The following is a 15,488-nucleotide window of genomic DNA, read 5'->3' on the forward strand; positions in this document are numbered from 1 at the left end:
GTTGGCCGATGAAGTTATGCACCCATCGTGCAGCCGTCAATCATTTGCACAACATCAGTTCAGCCCGTCTTCGGCGATCCGCAGCAGCAGCGCGTGCAGCGCGTCCCGCTCGGCCGGGTCCAGCGGGCCCAGGAGCTCGTTCGTCACCCGCTGGCCGGCCTCGTCGGTGTCGCGCAGGAACGCGCGGCCCTTCTCGGTCAGCGCGACGATCCGGCTGCGGCGGTCGTCGGGGGAGGGGCGGCGCTCGGCGAAGCCCTGCTTCTCCAGGTCGTCGACCAGGCCGACGATCGCGCTCGGGTCGTAGCCGAGCCGGGTGCTCAGCTCGCGCTGGAGGGCGCCCTCGGAGGTGGCGAGGAAGCGCAGTACCGCGTAGTGGCGCAGGCGCAGGCCCGACTCCTGGAGGCAGGCGTTGAAGAGCTGTCCCGAGCGCAGGCCCAGGCGGTACAGCAGGTAGCCCGTGTCGGCGTGCAGCCCGCGCATCCACGGCTCGTGCGCGTCGATGGGCTTCGGGGTGACGTTCTGGCGTGTGATGACGGGCTCCCTGTGCTCGGTGCTTCCTGGGATCCCAGCATCTCGCACCTTTGGGTCGCCAACAACTATTGACGTCAACAATTATTGCTCTTAGCTTCGATCTCGAAGTCGAACCCGCGTGAAGGGACCCACCCGTGCCCAGCATCGATCTCTCCGGCAAGGTCGCCGTCGTCACCGGCAGCGGCCGGGGCCTCGGCCTCGCCTACGCCCACGCCCTGGCCGCCCACGGCGCATCCGTGGTCGTCAACGACGTCGACGAGGCCGTGGCCGAGGCGGCCGTGAAGTCCATCACCGAGGCGGGCGGCAAGGCAGTGGCGGAGGTGGTCCCGGTCGGCACCTCCGAGGCCGCCGAGCGGCTGGTGAACCGCGCGGTCGAGGAGTTCGGCCGACTGGACGTCCTCGTCACCAACGCGGGCATCCTCCGCGACAAGGTGCTGTGGAAGATGACCGACGACGACTTCGACGCGGTGATCACCACCCACCTCAAGGGCACCTTCACCTGCGCCCGCGCCGCCGCCGTCCGGATGCGCGAGCAGGGCGAGGGCGGCTCGCTGATCCTGGTCGGCTCCCCGGCCGGGCAGCGTGGCAACTTCGGCCAGACGAACTACGCCGCCGCGAAGGCCGGCATCGCGGCGATGGCCCGCACCTGGTCCATGGAGCTGGGTCGCGCGAACATCACCGTCAACGCGATCGTGCCGGTCGCCGCGACCGCGATGACCGAGACGATCCCGGCCTTCGCCCCGTACATCGAGGCCATGAGGAGCGGCGAGCCGCTGCCGGACTTCCTGCGCAAGGGCGAGGGATTCGGCACCCCCGAGGACTGCGCCGCCCTGGTCCCGTTCCTGGCCTCCGAGGCCGCGCGCGGCATCACCGGGCAGGCCATCGGCATCGGCGGTGACAAGGTGGCACTCTGGTCGCATCCGCAGGAGATCAGGGCGGCCTACGCCGACGGCGGCTGGACCCCCGGCGCCCTGGCGGACGCCTGGCCCACCTCGGTCGGTGCCGAACTCCAGTCGGTCGGCATCCCGGCACCGAAGTTCCCGGAGGCGTGATGGACCTGAACGACCTCGTCGCGATCGACGTCCACACCCACGCCGAGGTGTCCTCCAAGGGCCACTCCTCCCTGGACGACGACCTGCACGACGCCTCCTCGGCCTACTTCAAGGTCGAGGGCAAGCGGAAGCCGACCCTGGAGGAGACCGCCGCGTACTACCGCGAGCGGAGGATGGCCGCCGTGATCTTCACGGTCGACGCCGAGTCCGCCACCGGCACGGCGCCCGTCCCGAACGAGGAGGTCGCCGAGGCCGCCGCCGCCAACGCCGACGTCCTCATCCCCTTCGCCTCCATCGACCCCTTCCGCGGGAAGGCGGGGGTGAAGCAGGCTCGCCGCCTGGTCGAGGAGTACGGGGTGAAGGGCTTCAAGTTCCACCCCAGCATCCAGGGCTTCTTCCCCAACGACCGGTCGGTGGCCTACGACCTCTACGAGGTCATCGAGGAGACCGGCACGATCGCCCTGTTCCACACCGGCCAGACCGGCATCGGCGCCGGGGTGCCGGGCGGCGGCGGGATCCGCCTGAAGTACTCCAACCCGCTGCACGTCGACGACGTCGCCGCCGACTTCCCGCACCTGAAGATCATCCTGGCGCACCCGTCGTTCCCCTGGCAGGACGAGGCCCTGGCCGTCGCCACGCACAAGCCGGGCGTGCACATCGACCTGTCCGGCTGGTCGCCGAAGTACTTCCCGCCACAGCTCGTGCAGTACGCGAACACGCTGCTGAAGGACAAGGTGCTCTTCGGCTCCGACTTCCCCGTCCTCACCCCCGACCGCTGGCTCGCCGACTTCGACAAGCTGACGATCAAGGAAGAGGTCCGGCCGAAGATCCTCAAGGAGAACGCCGCCCGTCTGCTCGGGCTGACGAAACCGTAAGGGGCGTGACATGCGCAACGAGGGACTGGGGTCATGGCCCGCACGCCGGGCCCGCAAGACCCCGCACCGCACCGCCCTGATCCACGGCGACACCACCCGCACCTACGCCGGCCTGTACGACCGCACCACCCGCCTCGCCCACGCCCTGCGCGAGAGGGGCGTGCGCCGCGGCGACCGCATCGCCTACCTCGGCCCGAACCACCCCTCCTACCTGGAGACCCTGTTCGCCGCCGGCACGCTCGGCGCGGTCTTCGTCCCCCTCAACACCCGCCTGGCCGGCCCCGAGATCGCCTACCAGCTCGCCGACTCCGGCGCCAAGGCCCTCGTCTACGGCCCCTCGCACGCCGGCCTCGTCGCGGGACTGCCGGGCAGCACCGACGTCCGTACGTACGTCGAAGTGGGCGCCGAGTACGAGGAGGCGCTGGCCTCGGCCTCCCGGGAGCCCATCGACACGCCCGTCGCCCCCGACGACACCTGCATCATCATGTACACCTCCGGGACGACCGGCCGTCCCAAGGGCGCGATGCTCACCCACGGCAACCTCACGTGGAACGCGATCAACGTCCTCATCGACCACGACCTGGTCGCCGACGAACGCGCCCTGGTCTCCGCCCCGCTGTTCCACACGGCCGGCCTGAACATGCTGACCCTGCCGGTCCTGCTGAAGGGCGGCACCTGCGTCCTGGTCGAGGCCTTCGACCCGGACGCCACCTTCGACCTGATCGAACGGCACCGGATCACCTTCATGTTCGGCGTGCCCACCATGTTCGACCAGGTGGCCCGGCACCCGCGCTGGCCGGACGCCGACCTGTCGTCGCTGCGCATCCTGACCTGCGGCGGCTCCCCGGTCCCGACCCCGCTGATCGCGGCGTACCAGCGGCGCGGCCTGACCTTCCTCCAGGGCTACGGCATGACCGAGGCCGCCCCCGGCACGCTGTTCCTGGACGCCGAGCACGCCGTCGGCAAGGCGGGTTCCGCGGGTGTGCCGCACTTCTTCAGCGACGTACGCGTCGTACGGCCCGACCTCGCGCCGGTCGACGTCGGCGAAGTGGGCGAGGTCGTGGTGCGCGGGCCGCACGTCATGCCCGGCTACTGGGGGCTGCCCGAGGAGACGGCCGCGTCCTTCGCGGACGGCTGGTTCCGCAGCGGCGACGCCGCCCAGATCGACGAGGACGGCTACGTCTACATCGTCGACCGCATCAAGGACATGATCATCTCCGGTGGCGAGAACATCTACCCCGCCGAGATCGAGGACCAGCTCCTCGCCCACCCGGACATCGTCGAGTGCGCGGTGATCGGGGTGCCGGACGACAAGTGGGGCGAGGTGCCCCGCGCGGTCGTCGTGCCCCGCGAAGGCGCCGCACTCGACCCCGACGAGGTGCTCGCGTCGCTCGCCGGCCGCCTCGCCAAGTACAAGATCCCGAAGTCGGTCGTGGTGGCGGACGAACTGCCCCGCACCGCCTCCGGGAAGCTCCTCAAATCCCGTGTGCGCAAGCGCTACGGCACCGACTCCCAGTGAAGGACGGCTCCATGAGCATCACCGTCAACGGCCTCGACGAACTGAAGAAGCTCGCGGGCAGCGACCTCGGCACCAGCGAGTGGATCGAGGTCACGCAGGAGCGGATCGACACCTTCGCCGACGCGACCGGGGACCACCAGTGGATCCACGTGGACCCCGAGAAGGCCAAGGAGGGCCCCTTCGGCGCCCCCATCGCGCACGGCTACCTCACCCTCTCCCTCTTCATCCCGCTGTTCACCGGGCTGCTGGACGTCCAGGGCGTGACGACGAAGGTCAACTACGGCCTCAACAAGGTGCGTTTCCCCTCCCCGGTGAAGGTCGGCTCCCGCATCCGGCTGACGGCGAAACTCGCCGAGGTCGAGGAGGTGCCGGGCGGAGTGCAGATCACCGTCGACGGCGCCATCGAGATCGAGGGCGGCGGCAAGCCGGCCGCGGTGCTCCAGAGCCTGTCGCGGTTCTACGCCTGAGGCCGCGCGGGCACCAGGTCGAGAAGGCGTTCCGAGGCGTCACGCGCGAGCGGTGAGAGCCGGTCGTGCACGGCCCGGAACGTCTTCTCCGCCTGTTCCGCCGGCCAGTCGTCCGGCAGGTGCTTGACCGGCAGGCGCGGATCGCGCCGGACGATGCGGAGCCACTCGGTCTGCAACCGCAGCCGTAGCACGAGAGCGTCGTCGGCGTCCGGCAGCTCCTCCTCCCAGGGCTGCCAGCGCCGTACGAACGCCTCGTAGCGGCCGGCCAGGTCGGACAGCTCCCACGTCTCCTCGATCATCTGCCCGATGTCCGTCCCGGCGTCGGCGTGCGCGCGGAAGACCTTCACATGGGCGGACAGGCCGAGCTCGGCGACCAGCGCCGACACCTCGACCTCGCCCGGCGCGATCCACAGGCCGTTGAACAGCGGCCCGAAGCCGCTCCAGGTCAGCTGGGAGCGCAGGTCGTGCCGCTGGCGCTGCCAGGACTCGGGCAGGGAGAAACCGAGCAGGGTCCAGGTGCCGTCCCAGTGCCGGTTGACGGCGCCGGTCTGCCAGATGCGCCGCTCGCCGTCGCGCAGCACGGCCTCCGAGCGCTCGGTCAGCCCGAAGTACATCCGGCGGCCCTCTCGCTGGCGGCGCAGCAGGTCACGGCCCACCATCCGGGTCAGCGTCGAGCGGGTCGCCTGCTCGCCGATGCCCGCGCGGGCGAACACGTCGATGACGCTGCCCGAGTACACGCACACATCGCGCCCGAGCACCTGGTCGCCCAGGAACGTCAGCATGAGGGACTGGGGCCGCAGCGACTCTTCACCGGTCACGCGGCCCACCGTACCTCCGCTCGATCAGTCCGTGACCTGCTGGTACGCGTGGACGGCCGTCGAGACCGCGCACACGCCCGGCGGGATCACCTGCGCCCGCAGGGTGCCGCTGTTCGCGTCGTAGTCGACGCCCTCCGTCTCGAAGGTGCCCGTGCACGCGCTGCGCTGCGGCAGCGCGAAGAGGCTCGTCACCGTGCCGGTGACCGGCCGCCCGTCCGGCTTGTGGGGCAGGTCGACCCGGAGCAGCGGCCGGATCTCCGGGAAGAGGGTGCCCGAGGCGTCGTTCGACGCGCACAGCAGGCGGGTGTCGGTGACGAAGTCACAGCCCTGGATGTCACGCACCGGTTTGTCCAGGGTGATCTGCCCGGCCTCCTTCAGTTCACCGCCGGTGGGCGGTGTGGAGGGGTTGAGCAGGGGTGACGGGAACACCTGGAGCCGGTTCTGCGTGCCCCACTCGCCCGAGACCAGCCACTGACCGTCGGGCGAGACGGCGGCGAAGGAGTTGTTCAGCTTCTCGCCCGGGTTCAGCGGGTGGACGTACTCGTAGCGTTTCCCGGCCGGGGTGGTGACCGCGAACATCTTCGACGTGGCCGTGTCCGGTCCCTGGTAGGCGTCGAAGACATGGCCGCGCGCGATGTCCGGGTCGCCTATGTGGTTCCAGCCCTTGACCCGCAGGCCCAGCGGGATGGAGGCCAGCCCGCGGTACAGCAGGGAGCCGTCCGCGCGGCTGGCCAGGCCCTGCCCGCCGCCGAGGGTGTCGGTGTACGCCGTTCCGGTCTGCGTCCACTGCGGGGCACCGGCGGCCGAGGCCGTACCGGCGCCCAGCGTGGAGGCGGCCAATAACGCTGTGGCGGCGAGCAGTTGACGTCTCATCAGGTCAGGCACCTTCCACGTCGACGAATACCGGGTTCGAATAGAACCACGTATCCGCCCACGGGTCACCGTCTCCGGGCGCGTGCGGAACGGGCCCGTGCGGGTCGACCGAGGCGCCGAGGTAGCCGGTGCCGTGGCGGTTGCCGTCGCTGCCGCGCAGCCGGACGTAGAAGGACTCCTCGCCCGCGGTCAGCGGGATGCGCAGCGTGTAGGTGCCCGTGCGGCCGGAGACGTCCTGCGAGCGGACGACGCGGGTGTCGGGGGCCTTCCAGGTGTCGCGGTCGGCGACCGGGCCGCGCACCGCGCCCCGGATGACGTCCACGTGCGCCAACTCGGGCAGGATGCCTTGCGGGTTGGGCCGGGAGGCGGTCGTCACGGTGACGTTCAGGGTGAGCTTCTCGCCCTTGCGGACCCGCAGCCGGCCGCCCAGCGTCACGCCCCGGCCCCGGTCGCCGTCCCGCTTCAGCCGGACGTCGAGCCCGTCGAGCAGATGCCCGTGGTCGAGCCAGACCCGGCCCGCGCGCAGGCCTGCCATGACCGCACGGTAGCCGTAGCGGGTCACGCCCACGTGGGTACGGCTGAACTGGCCGGGCCAGAAGTCGCTGCCCGGCTGCGGGGTGTCCGTGTTCACCGGGTCGGGCAGCTTCCCGGTGCTGTCGAAGGTCTGGCCGGGCTGCCAGTCGCCGTTCTTCCAGGTGTCGAAGACGATCCGGTGGGCGTCGGAGTTGGTGGTGACCGAGAACAGCCGCCCCTCGGCGAGCATCGAGTCCCACAGGCCGCCGACGGTGGCGGTCGCCCAGTCGAAACCGCCGTACGTCAGGTAGGCGTCCGCCGGGTAGCCGGGCCAGGACTGCGCGGACGGCTTGTTCTCGTACTCGCCGCGGATGGAGGTGGCTCCACGCCAGCCGGGGATGGCGGCGCCCTGGGCGCCCGGAGCGCCCTCCATGCCGATCATGATCCCGGGGGCCGCGTCCCGCCAGTTGCGCATCTCGTGCGGGGAATCGATGCCCAGGCGCATGGGATGGTTGGCGAGGACCAGGACGTCGTCGACGTAGCCGGAACGGCGCTGCTCCGCCAGCCACTTGAGGGCCTTGACGGCGTGTGCCTCGTTGCGGGCGGTGTCCGCGTCGGCGGGGCCGCCCTTGTCGTAGCCGAGGAGCTTGCCGTCGTAGGCGCGCTCGAACCGGGTGAGCAGATCCACCTCGTTCCGGCCGGGCGGGGTGAACACCGTGCAGTGCTCGGCCGCCGGGATGTACCACTCCAGGCCCTGGAAGATCAGCTGACGCGGGTTCTCCGCCCGGGCGTCCAGGATCTCCCGGTGCTCCAGCGCGGCCCCGAAGTCGGCGTGCCCGAAGTTGGAGTGCTCGGTGAACACCATCCAGTCCAGGCCGTACTTCGCGCCCGCGGCGGCCAGTTGGGAGAAGGTGTACTTGGCGTCGTGGCTGTAGACGGAGTGGATGTGGTGGTCGCCGACGAGGTAGGCGAGCCGGGGATCCTCGCCGCCCGGCCGTTCGCTGGTGCTGTCGGCGGCCAGGGCCGGGGTCGCCGCCGGGCCCAGGGCGAACGCGGCGCCGAACAGGCCCGCGCGGCGCAGGAGTGCGCGGCGGGAGACACCCTGGGGGTCGAGGGCGGCGGGGGAGACGGACGGGTCGGCCCAGGCGGGCAGCCGCTGCTCTGTCATGAGAGTTCCCTGGGAGGTCAGTGGTTCATGAAGGAGGTGACGGGCAGCGCCCGGGCGACGATCCGGACGTCACCGAGCCGGCCGTGGAAGATCTGGTCGATCTTGCCGGCGTACTCGTAGCCGCCGAGCAGCCACGGCAGGCCGACGGAGGTGATGCCGACGGACGACGCCTTGGGGTTGCGGACGACCGGGCAGCCCTCGACGTACAGCGTGGTGTGCCTGCCGTCGTTGACGACCGCGAGGTGCCACCAGGTCTCCAGCGGAGTCTCCTGGCCCCAGTTGGTGGCGATGCCCTGCTGGTTGAGCGGCCGCATCGCCCACTGCGGCTCACGGTCGTTGGACAGGGACAGCGTGGCCAGCGGCTCGTCGGGGTCGTCGGCGGTCTTTCCGGCCGCACCGCCGGTGCCGGTGCGGCCGACCAGGCCGGACCAGGCGTTGTGGTCCGGGTCCCAGTCGGCGGGCAGCCGGTAGAACGCCTCGATGGTGTAGCCGTCCTGGAACGTGGCCGAGTTGAGCGGGGCCCCGTCGACCGTGCGCAGGTAGGCGCCCTTCAGCGGGGACTTGAAGCCCCGGAACTCCAGGCTGCCGTGCCCCGGCTGGTCGGGGTGGTGGTCCGCCGACCAGCCCAGCGCACCGCCGCCCACCGTGACCAGCGAGAGGTCGTTGCCCCGCCCCGACAGGTCCCGGACCGTGCCGGCCGTGCCGTCGACGGGCTTCTCGAAGCGCCAGTATGCCGCGGTGCCCGGGACCAGCATCTTCGAGGCGGGCCGCGCGGGACGGGCGGGCACGGGCGCGAAGCCGGAGAAGCGCTCCTCGAAGTCGATCTCCACGGAGAACCGGTCGGCGTCGCCGCTCAGCTCCATCTCCTGCCGCTCCAGCTCGTTGAGCCCCTTCCCCGCCCGGCCCAGGATCCACGGCGAGACGGTCTCCACGTCGATGACGTTCCGGTCCAGGTCGAACCGGTAGAGGCGGATCATCGCCGCGCCGCCGAAGTAGCGGTTCTGGTAGTTCGTCAGATGCAGATGGACGTCGTGCCCGGCTGCGTTCTTGCGCGTCGCGCGGGCGGCGGGCCAGTAGTGCCCGTTGAGGGTGAGGAAGACCTGGTCGTGGTCCTCGACCAGCTGGTCCCACAGCTGCCGGCCGTATTCCGACAACGAGTCGTCCTCCACGACCAGTTCGTGCGTCGTGAGGATCACGGGCGTCTTCGGATGCCGCGCGATGACCTCCTTCGCCCACGCGTAGCCCTGCGGCGACAGCCGCCAGTCCAGCGCGAGCACCAGCCACTCCCGGCCGCCCGCGGTGAACAGGTGGAAGGTGTTGTAGCCGTCCGGGGAGGCACCGCCGAACGTCCGCTGCCCCTTGAACCGCTCGGGGCCGAAGGCGTCCAGATACGGCGTCGCACCGCGCTGGTCGGTCGTCGACGACTTCACGTCGTGGTTGCCGGCCAGCACGCTGTAGCCGACGCCCCGCCGGTCCAGCAGCGAGAACGCCTCGCCGATCGCCGCGAACTCCTCCTGCGCGCCGTTCTGGGTGAGGTCCCCCAGGTGGGACAGGAAGACGAGGTTCTCCTCCCTGCCGTGCTCCAGCAGATAGCGCAGCGACGCCTCGACGGGTGCCTTGTCGATGCTCGGCCCGTCGAAGAGGTACTGCGTGTCCGGCATCACGGCGAGCGTGAAGCGGCGGCTGCGCGGGTCGGGGCGCCAACTCGCCGGAGCTGCCCGGGCGGTGACGGCCGGCAGCGCGGCCGCCGCCGTGGCGGTCGCGCCGAGCAGGGCGGTGGCGCGCAGGAAGCCGCGTCTTCCGGCGTCGGCCTGGGGGGCCTCGCCCAGGTCGTGATCATGCGAAGTGCACACGGGTGCTCCAGGAGGGTGACAGGGAGGGAGTCTCGGAGAGGTCGGAGAAGGCGACAGGGGAGGGGAGAAGTCAGAGAACGCGCAGCGTCCAGCTCCAGCGATGGACGCCGGCGGCGACGAGGTAGGAGGCGAAGGTGTCGGGCCCGCACGACGCCGTGCCCAGACCGCGGTGCGCCGCGTCGATGTGCACCACGCACCCCGCCCGCGACACGAGTTCGTCGTGATGCGCGGCCGAGGCGAGGTCGGCCGCTCGATGGCGGGTCACACAGACCTGGCGGGGCCGGTCCAGCCGCACCGCGAGCCCGGTCGCGTCCGGCGCGGACAGCGTGAACCGCCGCACGCCGTGCCGCCCGCCGCTCTCCTGGGGCCGCAGATAGGGCGTGAACAGCTCGTCCACCGGCAGCGAGTGGTGGCCGACGGGCGCGCCCGCGCCCCGGTCCGGATACGACTCCCAGGGGCCCTGCCCGAACCACTCCAGGAGGTTCAGCCCGGCGGTCGTCTCGAAGACCGACCCGACCCGGGCCACGTCGTCCAGCGCCTCGGGCAGCTCGGCGCACTCCTCCACGAGGAGCCCGCCCTCGACCGCCGTGAACACCTGCTCGTGCCGGACGGTCCCGCCCGGGCCGAGGTGGTCGCAGACGACCGTGACCCGCCCCGGGTCCCGCCGTACGGCGACGACCTTGCGGGTGAGCGCGTCGAGCCCCCAGTCCCGCCAGCGGGCCGCCATGCCGCCCAGTTCGTCGTTGTCGGTGGGCGCCCGCCACAGCGACAGCGTGGGGCCGGCCGTCAGCAGCGGATGGACCAGCAGCCCGTCCTCGTCGACCTCCACGACGCGGTGCGTGACGCGGGCGTGCTTCGTCGGGGGCGCGTGCCGCAGCCGTACCTGGGGCAGGCACACGACCGTGCCGCGCGGCGCCCACGGCTCGTCCCGGGCCGTCGTGACCCGCAGCGTCAGCCACGCCTCGCCGCCGTCCTCCGGCAGCTCGAAGGGCAGCGGTACGGCGGCCGTCTCGCCCGGCCGCAGATCGGGCAGCTCGGCGGGTGCGGTCCGGGTACCGCCGTCGGCGAGGGCCAGCTGCCACTCGCCGGACAGCCAGTCCAGGCCCCGGAAATGCTGGTGGTTGCCCAGGACGATGCCCTCGTGCCGGAAGGACTCGATGCGCACCGGCGCGGCGATCTCCCGGTGCTCGAACATCACGGGCTTGGGGGTGCGGTCGGGGAAGACGACACCGTCGGCGATGAAGGCGCCGTCGTGGTCGGTCTCCCCGAAGTCGCCGCCGTACGCCCAGCGGTGCCCGGGCGCGGCGACACCGTTGTCGTAGAGCCCGGCGCCGCCACGCCCGGCCGGTCTGCCGTCGTTCACACGCTGGAGGATGCCGTGGTCCCAGAACTCCCAGATGAACCCGCCCTGAAGACCCGGGGTGGCCTCGATGGCGGCCCAATGGTCCGCGAGCGTGCCGTTGCTGTTGCCCATGGCGTGCGAGTACTCGCACTGGATGAGCGGTTTGGTCTGCGTCCCGGACATGGCGTGCGCCAGGCACTCCTGAAGCGGGGCGTACATCGGGCAGGCGATGTCGGAGGCCAGGTCCGGATCGGCCCAGCCGCGCTTGGCCGCGCCCTCGTACTGCAGGGGCCGGGTCGGGTCGTGCCGGCGTACCCAGCCCGCGGCCGCGTCGTGGTTCGCGCCGTAGTCGGACTCGTTGCCCAGCGACCAGATGATGACGGACGGGTGGTTCTTGTCCCGTAGCACCATCCGCGCGACCCGGTCCACGAAGGCGCCCAGATAGCGCGGGTCGTCGGCGATCTCGTGGGCGTGGTCGTGGGACTCGATGCCGGCCTCGTCGACGACGTAGAAGCCGAGCTCGTCGGCCAGGTCGTACAGCGCCGGGTCGTTCGGGTAGTGGGCGGTGCGAATCGCGTTGAAGCCGAACCGCTTCAGCAGGACGAGGTCCGCGCGCATGTCGTCGTACGACACCGTCCGGCCGGTCAGCGGGTGGAAGTCGTGCCGGTTGACGCCCCGGATGAACACGCGCTCGCCGTTGACCAGCAGGTCCCGGCCGGTGATCTCGACGTCACGGAAGCCGATCCGGTGGTGCGAGCTGTCGGCGACCGTGCCGTCGGCGCGGTGCAGCCGGACGGTCAGGCCGTACAGCTCGGGCGTCTCGGCGGTCCAGGTGCGCACGTCCGGCACGGCGGTCCGCAGCCGGACCTCGCCGAGGAAGGCGGAGACGCGCTCGTCCTCGGCATTGGCCCGGTCGAACTCCGCGTCCTGCGTGAGCAGCGCCCCGTCCAGCTCCCCGCTGACGTACCAGCCCTCGGGCAGGGCGCCGCCCGCGTCCCGCACCAGGCAGTCGACGCGCAGGTCACCGTCGTGGCGGGCCCGCACCGTCACGTCCGCGAGATACAGCGGGTCGGTGGCGTACAGCAGCACCGAACGCGTGATGCCGCCGTGCCACCACTGGTCCTGGTCCTCGATGTGCGAGGCGTCCGACCACTTCACGACGGTCAGGCGCACAGTGGCCCGCTCCCCGGGGCGCACCACCGGAGTCAGATCGAACTCGGCCGCCAGATGGGAGTCCTTGGAGATGCCGACGGGCCGCCCGTCCACGTGCACCAGCAGCACGCTCTCCGCGGCCCCGACCTGGAGCACGATCCGGCGCCCGGCCCACTCGGCGGGGACGTCGACCGTGCGCTCGTACACGCCCGTCGGGTTGGCGGCGGGCACGCCGGGCGGGAACTCCGGGAACGGCATGCGGATGTTCAGGTACCGCGGAAGGTCGTCCGTGCCCTGCATGGTCCAGACACCGGGGACGTACGACGACGACCAGACCTCCCCGAGCGGGGCGTCCGGCGCGGGCAGCAGCTGGAAGCGCCAGTCGCCGTCCAGGGAGACGGCCCCGGCCCTCCGGTCCACGGCGTTCATGGGCCGGCGCCCCCAGGAGGTCACCTCGGGTGCTTCCCAGGGGCGCAGGGCGATCAGGGGATCGGGGAGTGCGTCGGTCATGGCCAATCCGAAGTCGGTGAGGTGGACCGGGGCAGGGCACGGCCCCGCAGGCCCCAGGCGGGGTCGACGGGGATGCCGAGACGGTCCAGGACGGTGGGGGCGATGTCGATCAGGCGGGGCGCGTCCAGCCGGGTGCCGCCGGGCATGCCGGGCTCGGCGAGGATGACGAAGACCTCCCGTTCGGCATGCGTGTCGCCGCCGTGGCCGCCGGTGTCGAGGTGACCGTGGTCCGTGGTGACCAGCACGGTCCAGTGCTCGTGGGCGCGCCGCGCGTCTATCGCCTCCAGCAGCCGCCCGAGGTGGGTGTCCTGGGCGAGGAGGGCCCGGTCGTAGGCGGGGCTGAAGGGACCTGTGGCGTGGCCGGCCTCGTCGGTGGCGCCGAAGTACACGAACACGGCGTCCAGGTCGTCCTCGGTGAGCCACTGTGCGGCGGTGCGGGCGACGAGGCGGTCCGCGGTCTCGTAGCCGGCGGACTCGCCGTCGTGGACCGCGCGCCGGCCGATGGCCGGGCCGAGGGTGCCGCGGTGGACCAGCTCCGGCCAGGACACCGCGGCCGCGGTGCGCAGTGCGGGCCGCGCGCTGACGGCGCGGCTGAGGAAGTCGGGGAAGCGGGTGTAGTCGGCGCCGGTGAAGTCGTTGCCGGTCACCCCGTGGAGGTCGGGCCACACCCCGGTCAGCACGCTCGACCAGCCGGGGCCGGAGTCGGTGTAGGCCATGCTGGTCGACGGTCCGTGCTCGGCCTGACCGTCCGCCTCGCCGTAGGGCAGCAGGCTGCTGCCGTGGGCGCCCGCGGCCATCAGGCCGTGCAGCACGGGTGCGGTGGCGTGGGATCGGATCAACCGGTCGTGGCGGAGCCCGTCCATGCCGACGACGAGCACCTTGGCGCGTGCGCTGCCCTCGGCGTCGACGTCCGTCACTGCTTGCCTCCCTCGTCGCTCGCGCTCGCGGCCCGACGACCACGAGCTCGGGGCCTCCTGCCGGTTGGCGCCCCCTGCGGGGGCGCGTCAGCTCCCCTGCACCGCTCCCTCGGTCGCGCCCGCGATGAAGCCGCGAGCGAAGATCGCGAAGACCACGACCAGCGGCAGGGCCGCCATGAGGACACCGGCCATGACCATGCTGTAGTCGGTGGTGTGGCCGACATGGAGCTGGGCGAGCTCCACCTGGAGCGTGACGTGGCTGGGGTCCGTGAGCACGATGAGCGGCCAGACGTAGTCGTTCCAGGCGTTGACGAAGGCGTAGATGGCGAGGAAGGACAGCGCGGGTTTGATCATCGGCAGCGCGATGTTCCAGTACTGGCGGAAGAACCCGGCGCCGTCGATGCGCGCGGCGTCGAGCAGTTCGTCGGGCACGCCGTTCTGTATGTACTGGTTCAGCCAGAAGATGCCGAAGGCGTTGGCGAGGGCCGGCAGGGCGAGCGCCTTGAGCATGCCGACCCAGCCGATCTCCGACATGAGGATGAACTGCGGCAGGACGGCCAGCTGGAGCGGCAGCATCATGAACACCAGCAACGTGCCGAAGAGCACCTTGCGCCCGGGGAAGTCGAACTTGGCGAAGGCGAAGGCCGCCAGCGAGTCGACGAACAGCACCAGGGCGGTGGTGACGCAGGCGACGACGATCGTGTTGAGCATCGACCCGAAGAAGTCGATGGTGTTCAGCACGTGGCGGATGTTCTCCAGCAGGTGGGAGCCGAAGGTCAGTTTGGGCGGGCTCTTGTAGATGTCCTCGGTGGTGTTGGTCGCCATGACGATCGTCCACACGAACGGGAAGACCGAGATGAGGACGGCCAGGATGAGGAGGATGTGCGCGGTCAGGCCCTTGGGGCGGCGCAGCCGCCGCGCGCCCGTGGCCGGCCGCGTCGTGTCCGCTGTCGTCATGACTTCCTCCCGCGCTGCACGAGGCGCCAGTTGATGACGACGAGCACCATGATCAGTACGAAGAACGCCCACACGATGGCCGCGCCGTAGCCGTAGTCGTTGTTGAGGAAGGCCGACTGGTAGAAGTACAGCAGCGTGGTCAGGCCCGCCTGGCCCGGGCCGCCGAGGTTCTGGTTGGCGGCGTTGCTGGCGAAGAGGACCTGGGGTTCGCTGAAGCTCTGCAGGCCGTTGATGGTCGAGATGACGACGGTGAACAGGATGATCGGCCGCATGATCGGAATGGTGATCTGGAAGAACGTGCGCACGGGGCCGGCACCGTCCATCTTCGCCGCCTCGTAGACCGAGGTCGGGATCGCCTGGAGGCCGGCCAGGTAGATGATCATGTTGTAGCCGGTCCACATCCAGGTCATCAGCAGCGCGATCACCAGCTTGATCAGCCACGGGTTGCTCAGCCACGGCACGGGCGAGATGCCGACCGTGCCCAGGATCGCGTTGACCAGACCGAAGTTGTTGCTGAACACCGCGCCGAAGAAGATCGCCACGGCGACGATCGAGGTGACGTTCGGTACGTAGAGGGCGATGCGGTAGAAGCCCTTGAAGCGGCGCACCGAATGCAGCAGCGTCGCCAGGACCAGGGCGCCGAAGAGCGTGGGCACGGTGGACAGCACCCAGATCGCCAGGGTGTTGCGGATCGACAGCCAGAAGACCGGGTCGTTCCAGAGGAACTCGAACTGCTGGAGGCCCACGAACTGCTTGGTGCCCAGGCCGTCGTAGCGCTGGAAGGCCAGATACAGCGAGTAGAGGACCGGGAAGAAGGAGAAGGCGATGAAGATCAGGTAGAACGGCGAGATCGCCAGGTACTGCCGCCAGTGCGACAGCACCCCGCGCCGGCTCGGCCGGACGGCGCCCGCGGGCGGGGTGCGCCGCGGGCGGAACCGGGC

General features: G+C 71.0%; 13 protein-coding genes. 4 read left to right on the forward strand and 9 right to left on the reverse strand.

Annotated elements, in window-relative coordinates:
* Positions 1–54: 54 nt before the first annotated feature.
* A complete protein-coding gene (locus ACH4G3_RS04705) occupies positions 55–480 on the reverse strand; it encodes a MarR family winged helix-turn-helix transcriptional regulator (protein ID WP_397623075.1) in 426 nt (141 codons plus the stop codon).
* 185 nt (positions 481–665) lie between these two features.
* On the opposite strand from ACH4G3_RS04705, the gene ACH4G3_RS04710 reads away from it, so the two are divergent.
* Genes ACH4G3_RS04710 through ACH4G3_RS04725 form a run of 4 tightly spaced genes read left to right on the forward strand, consistent with a single transcriptional unit; the run spans position 666 to position 4,444 of the window.
* Positions 666–1,583 (forward strand): SDR family NAD(P)-dependent oxidoreductase, encoded by a 918-nt coding sequence (locus ACH4G3_RS04710; RefSeq protein WP_354744721.1) that lies wholly within the window; start codon positions 666–668, stop codon positions 1,581–1,583.
* Positions 1,583–2,458: an amidohydrolase family protein gene (locus ACH4G3_RS04715; RefSeq protein WP_020277638.1), complete on the forward strand. Its 876-nt coding sequence runs from the start codon at positions 1,583–1,585 to the stop codon at positions 2,456–2,458. The genes ACH4G3_RS04710 and ACH4G3_RS04715 overlap by 1 nt, the downstream gene beginning before the upstream one ends.
* 10 nt (positions 2,459–2,468) lie before the next feature.
* Entirely contained in the window at positions 2,469–3,977 is a 1,509-nt protein-coding gene (locus ACH4G3_RS04720) for an acyl-CoA synthetase (RefSeq protein ID WP_397623076.1), read from the forward strand.
* Between the two features lie 11 nt (positions 3,978–3,988).
* On the forward strand, positions 3,989–4,444 hold the full coding sequence (locus tag ACH4G3_RS04725; RefSeq protein ID WP_397623077.1) for a MaoC family dehydratase: 456 nt from the start codon (positions 3,989–3,991) through the stop codon (positions 4,442–4,444).
* Here ACH4G3_RS04725 and ACH4G3_RS04730 read toward each other — a convergent pair.
* The 8 genes from ACH4G3_RS04730 to ACH4G3_RS04765 form a co-directional block, all read right to left on the reverse strand.
* Entirely contained in the window at positions 4,435–5,262 is an 828-nt protein-coding gene (locus ACH4G3_RS04730; protein ID WP_397623078.1) for a PaaX family transcriptional regulator, read from the reverse strand. The two genes, ACH4G3_RS04725 and ACH4G3_RS04730, sit on opposite strands and share 10 nt — an antisense overlap.
* A gap of 24 nt (positions 5,263–5,286) precedes the next feature.
* Positions 5,287–6,135, reverse strand: coding sequence for a hypothetical protein (locus ACH4G3_RS04735; protein ID WP_397623079.1), 849 nt, complete (start codon positions 6,133–6,135; stop codon positions 5,287–5,289).
* 4 nt (positions 6,136–6,139) lie between these two features.
* The gene (locus tag ACH4G3_RS04740) at positions 6,140–7,816 is read right to left on the reverse strand and encodes a PHP domain-containing protein (protein ID WP_397623080.1); all 1,677 of its coding nucleotides are present in this window, start codon (positions 7,814–7,816) and stop codon (positions 6,140–6,142) included.
* Between the two features lie 17 nt (positions 7,817–7,833).
* The gene (locus ACH4G3_RS04745) at positions 7,834–9,669 is read right to left on the reverse strand and encodes a LamG-like jellyroll fold domain-containing protein (RefSeq protein WP_397623081.1); all 1,836 of its coding nucleotides are present in this window, start codon (positions 9,667–9,669) and stop codon (positions 7,834–7,836) included.
* A gap of 70 nt (positions 9,670–9,739) precedes the next feature.
* Positions 9,740–12,673, reverse strand: coding sequence for a glycoside hydrolase family 2 TIM barrel-domain containing protein (locus tag ACH4G3_RS04750; RefSeq protein WP_397623082.1), 2,934 nt, complete (start codon positions 12,671–12,673; stop codon positions 9,740–9,742).
* Positions 12,670–13,590, reverse strand: coding sequence for an alkaline phosphatase family protein (locus ACH4G3_RS04755; protein WP_397623083.1), 921 nt, complete (start codon positions 13,588–13,590; stop codon positions 12,670–12,672). Before ACH4G3_RS04755 ends, ACH4G3_RS04750 begins: the two co-directional genes overlap by 4 nt.
* Positions 13,591–13,677: 87 nt before the next feature.
* Positions 13,678–14,547 (reverse strand): carbohydrate ABC transporter permease, encoded by an 870-nt coding sequence (locus ACH4G3_RS04760; RefSeq protein WP_397623084.1) that lies wholly within the window; start codon positions 14,545–14,547, stop codon positions 13,678–13,680.
* Positions 14,544–15,428 carry a carbohydrate ABC transporter permease gene (locus ACH4G3_RS04765; RefSeq protein ID WP_397623382.1) on the reverse strand — a complete coding sequence of 295 codons (885 nt, stop codon included), beginning with the start codon at positions 15,426–15,428 and terminating at the stop codon, positions 14,544–14,546. Before ACH4G3_RS04765 ends, ACH4G3_RS04760 begins: the two co-directional genes overlap by 4 nt.
* Between the last annotated feature and the right edge of the window lie 60 nt (positions 15,429–15,488).

It is taken from the genome of Streptomyces afghaniensis, assembly GCF_044327915.1.
Classification (GTDB): domain Bacteria; phylum Actinomycetota; class Actinomycetes; order Streptomycetales; family Streptomycetaceae; genus Streptomyces; species Streptomyces afghaniensis.

What these genes read in the sequence shown, in the direction of transcription:
- ACH4G3_RS04715 (WP_020277638.1), top strand. Translation starts at nt 1,583, where the DNA reads ATGGACCTGAACGACCTCGTCGCGATCGACGTCCACACCCACGCCGAG.
- ACH4G3_RS04740 (WP_397623080.1), bottom strand. Translation starts at nt 7,816, where the DNA reads ATGACAGAGCAGCGGCTGCCCGCCTGGGCCGACCCGTCCGTCTCCCCC.
- ACH4G3_RS04760 (WP_397623084.1), bottom strand. Translation starts at nt 14,547, where the DNA reads ATGACGACAGCGGACACGACGCGGCCGGCCACGGGCGCGCGGCGGCTG.
- ACH4G3_RS04750 (WP_397623082.1), bottom strand. Translation starts at nt 12,673, where the DNA reads ATGACCGACGCACTCCCCGATCCCCTGATCGCCCTGCGCCCCTGGGAA.
- ACH4G3_RS04735 (WP_397623079.1), bottom strand. Translation starts at nt 6,135, where the DNA reads ATGAGACGTCAACTGCTCGCCGCCACAGCGTTATTGGCCGCCTCCACG.
- ACH4G3_RS04720 (WP_397623076.1), top strand. Translation starts at nt 2,469, where the DNA reads ATGCGCAACGAGGGACTGGGGTCATGGCCCGCACGCCGGGCCCGCAAG.
- ACH4G3_RS04705 (WP_397623075.1), bottom strand. Translation starts at nt 480, where the DNA reads ATGCGCGGGCTGCACGCCGACACGGGCTACCTGCTGTACCGCCTGGGC.
- ACH4G3_RS04725 (WP_397623077.1), top strand. Translation starts at nt 3,989, where the DNA reads ATGAGCATCACCGTCAACGGCCTCGACGAACTGAAGAAGCTCGCGGGC.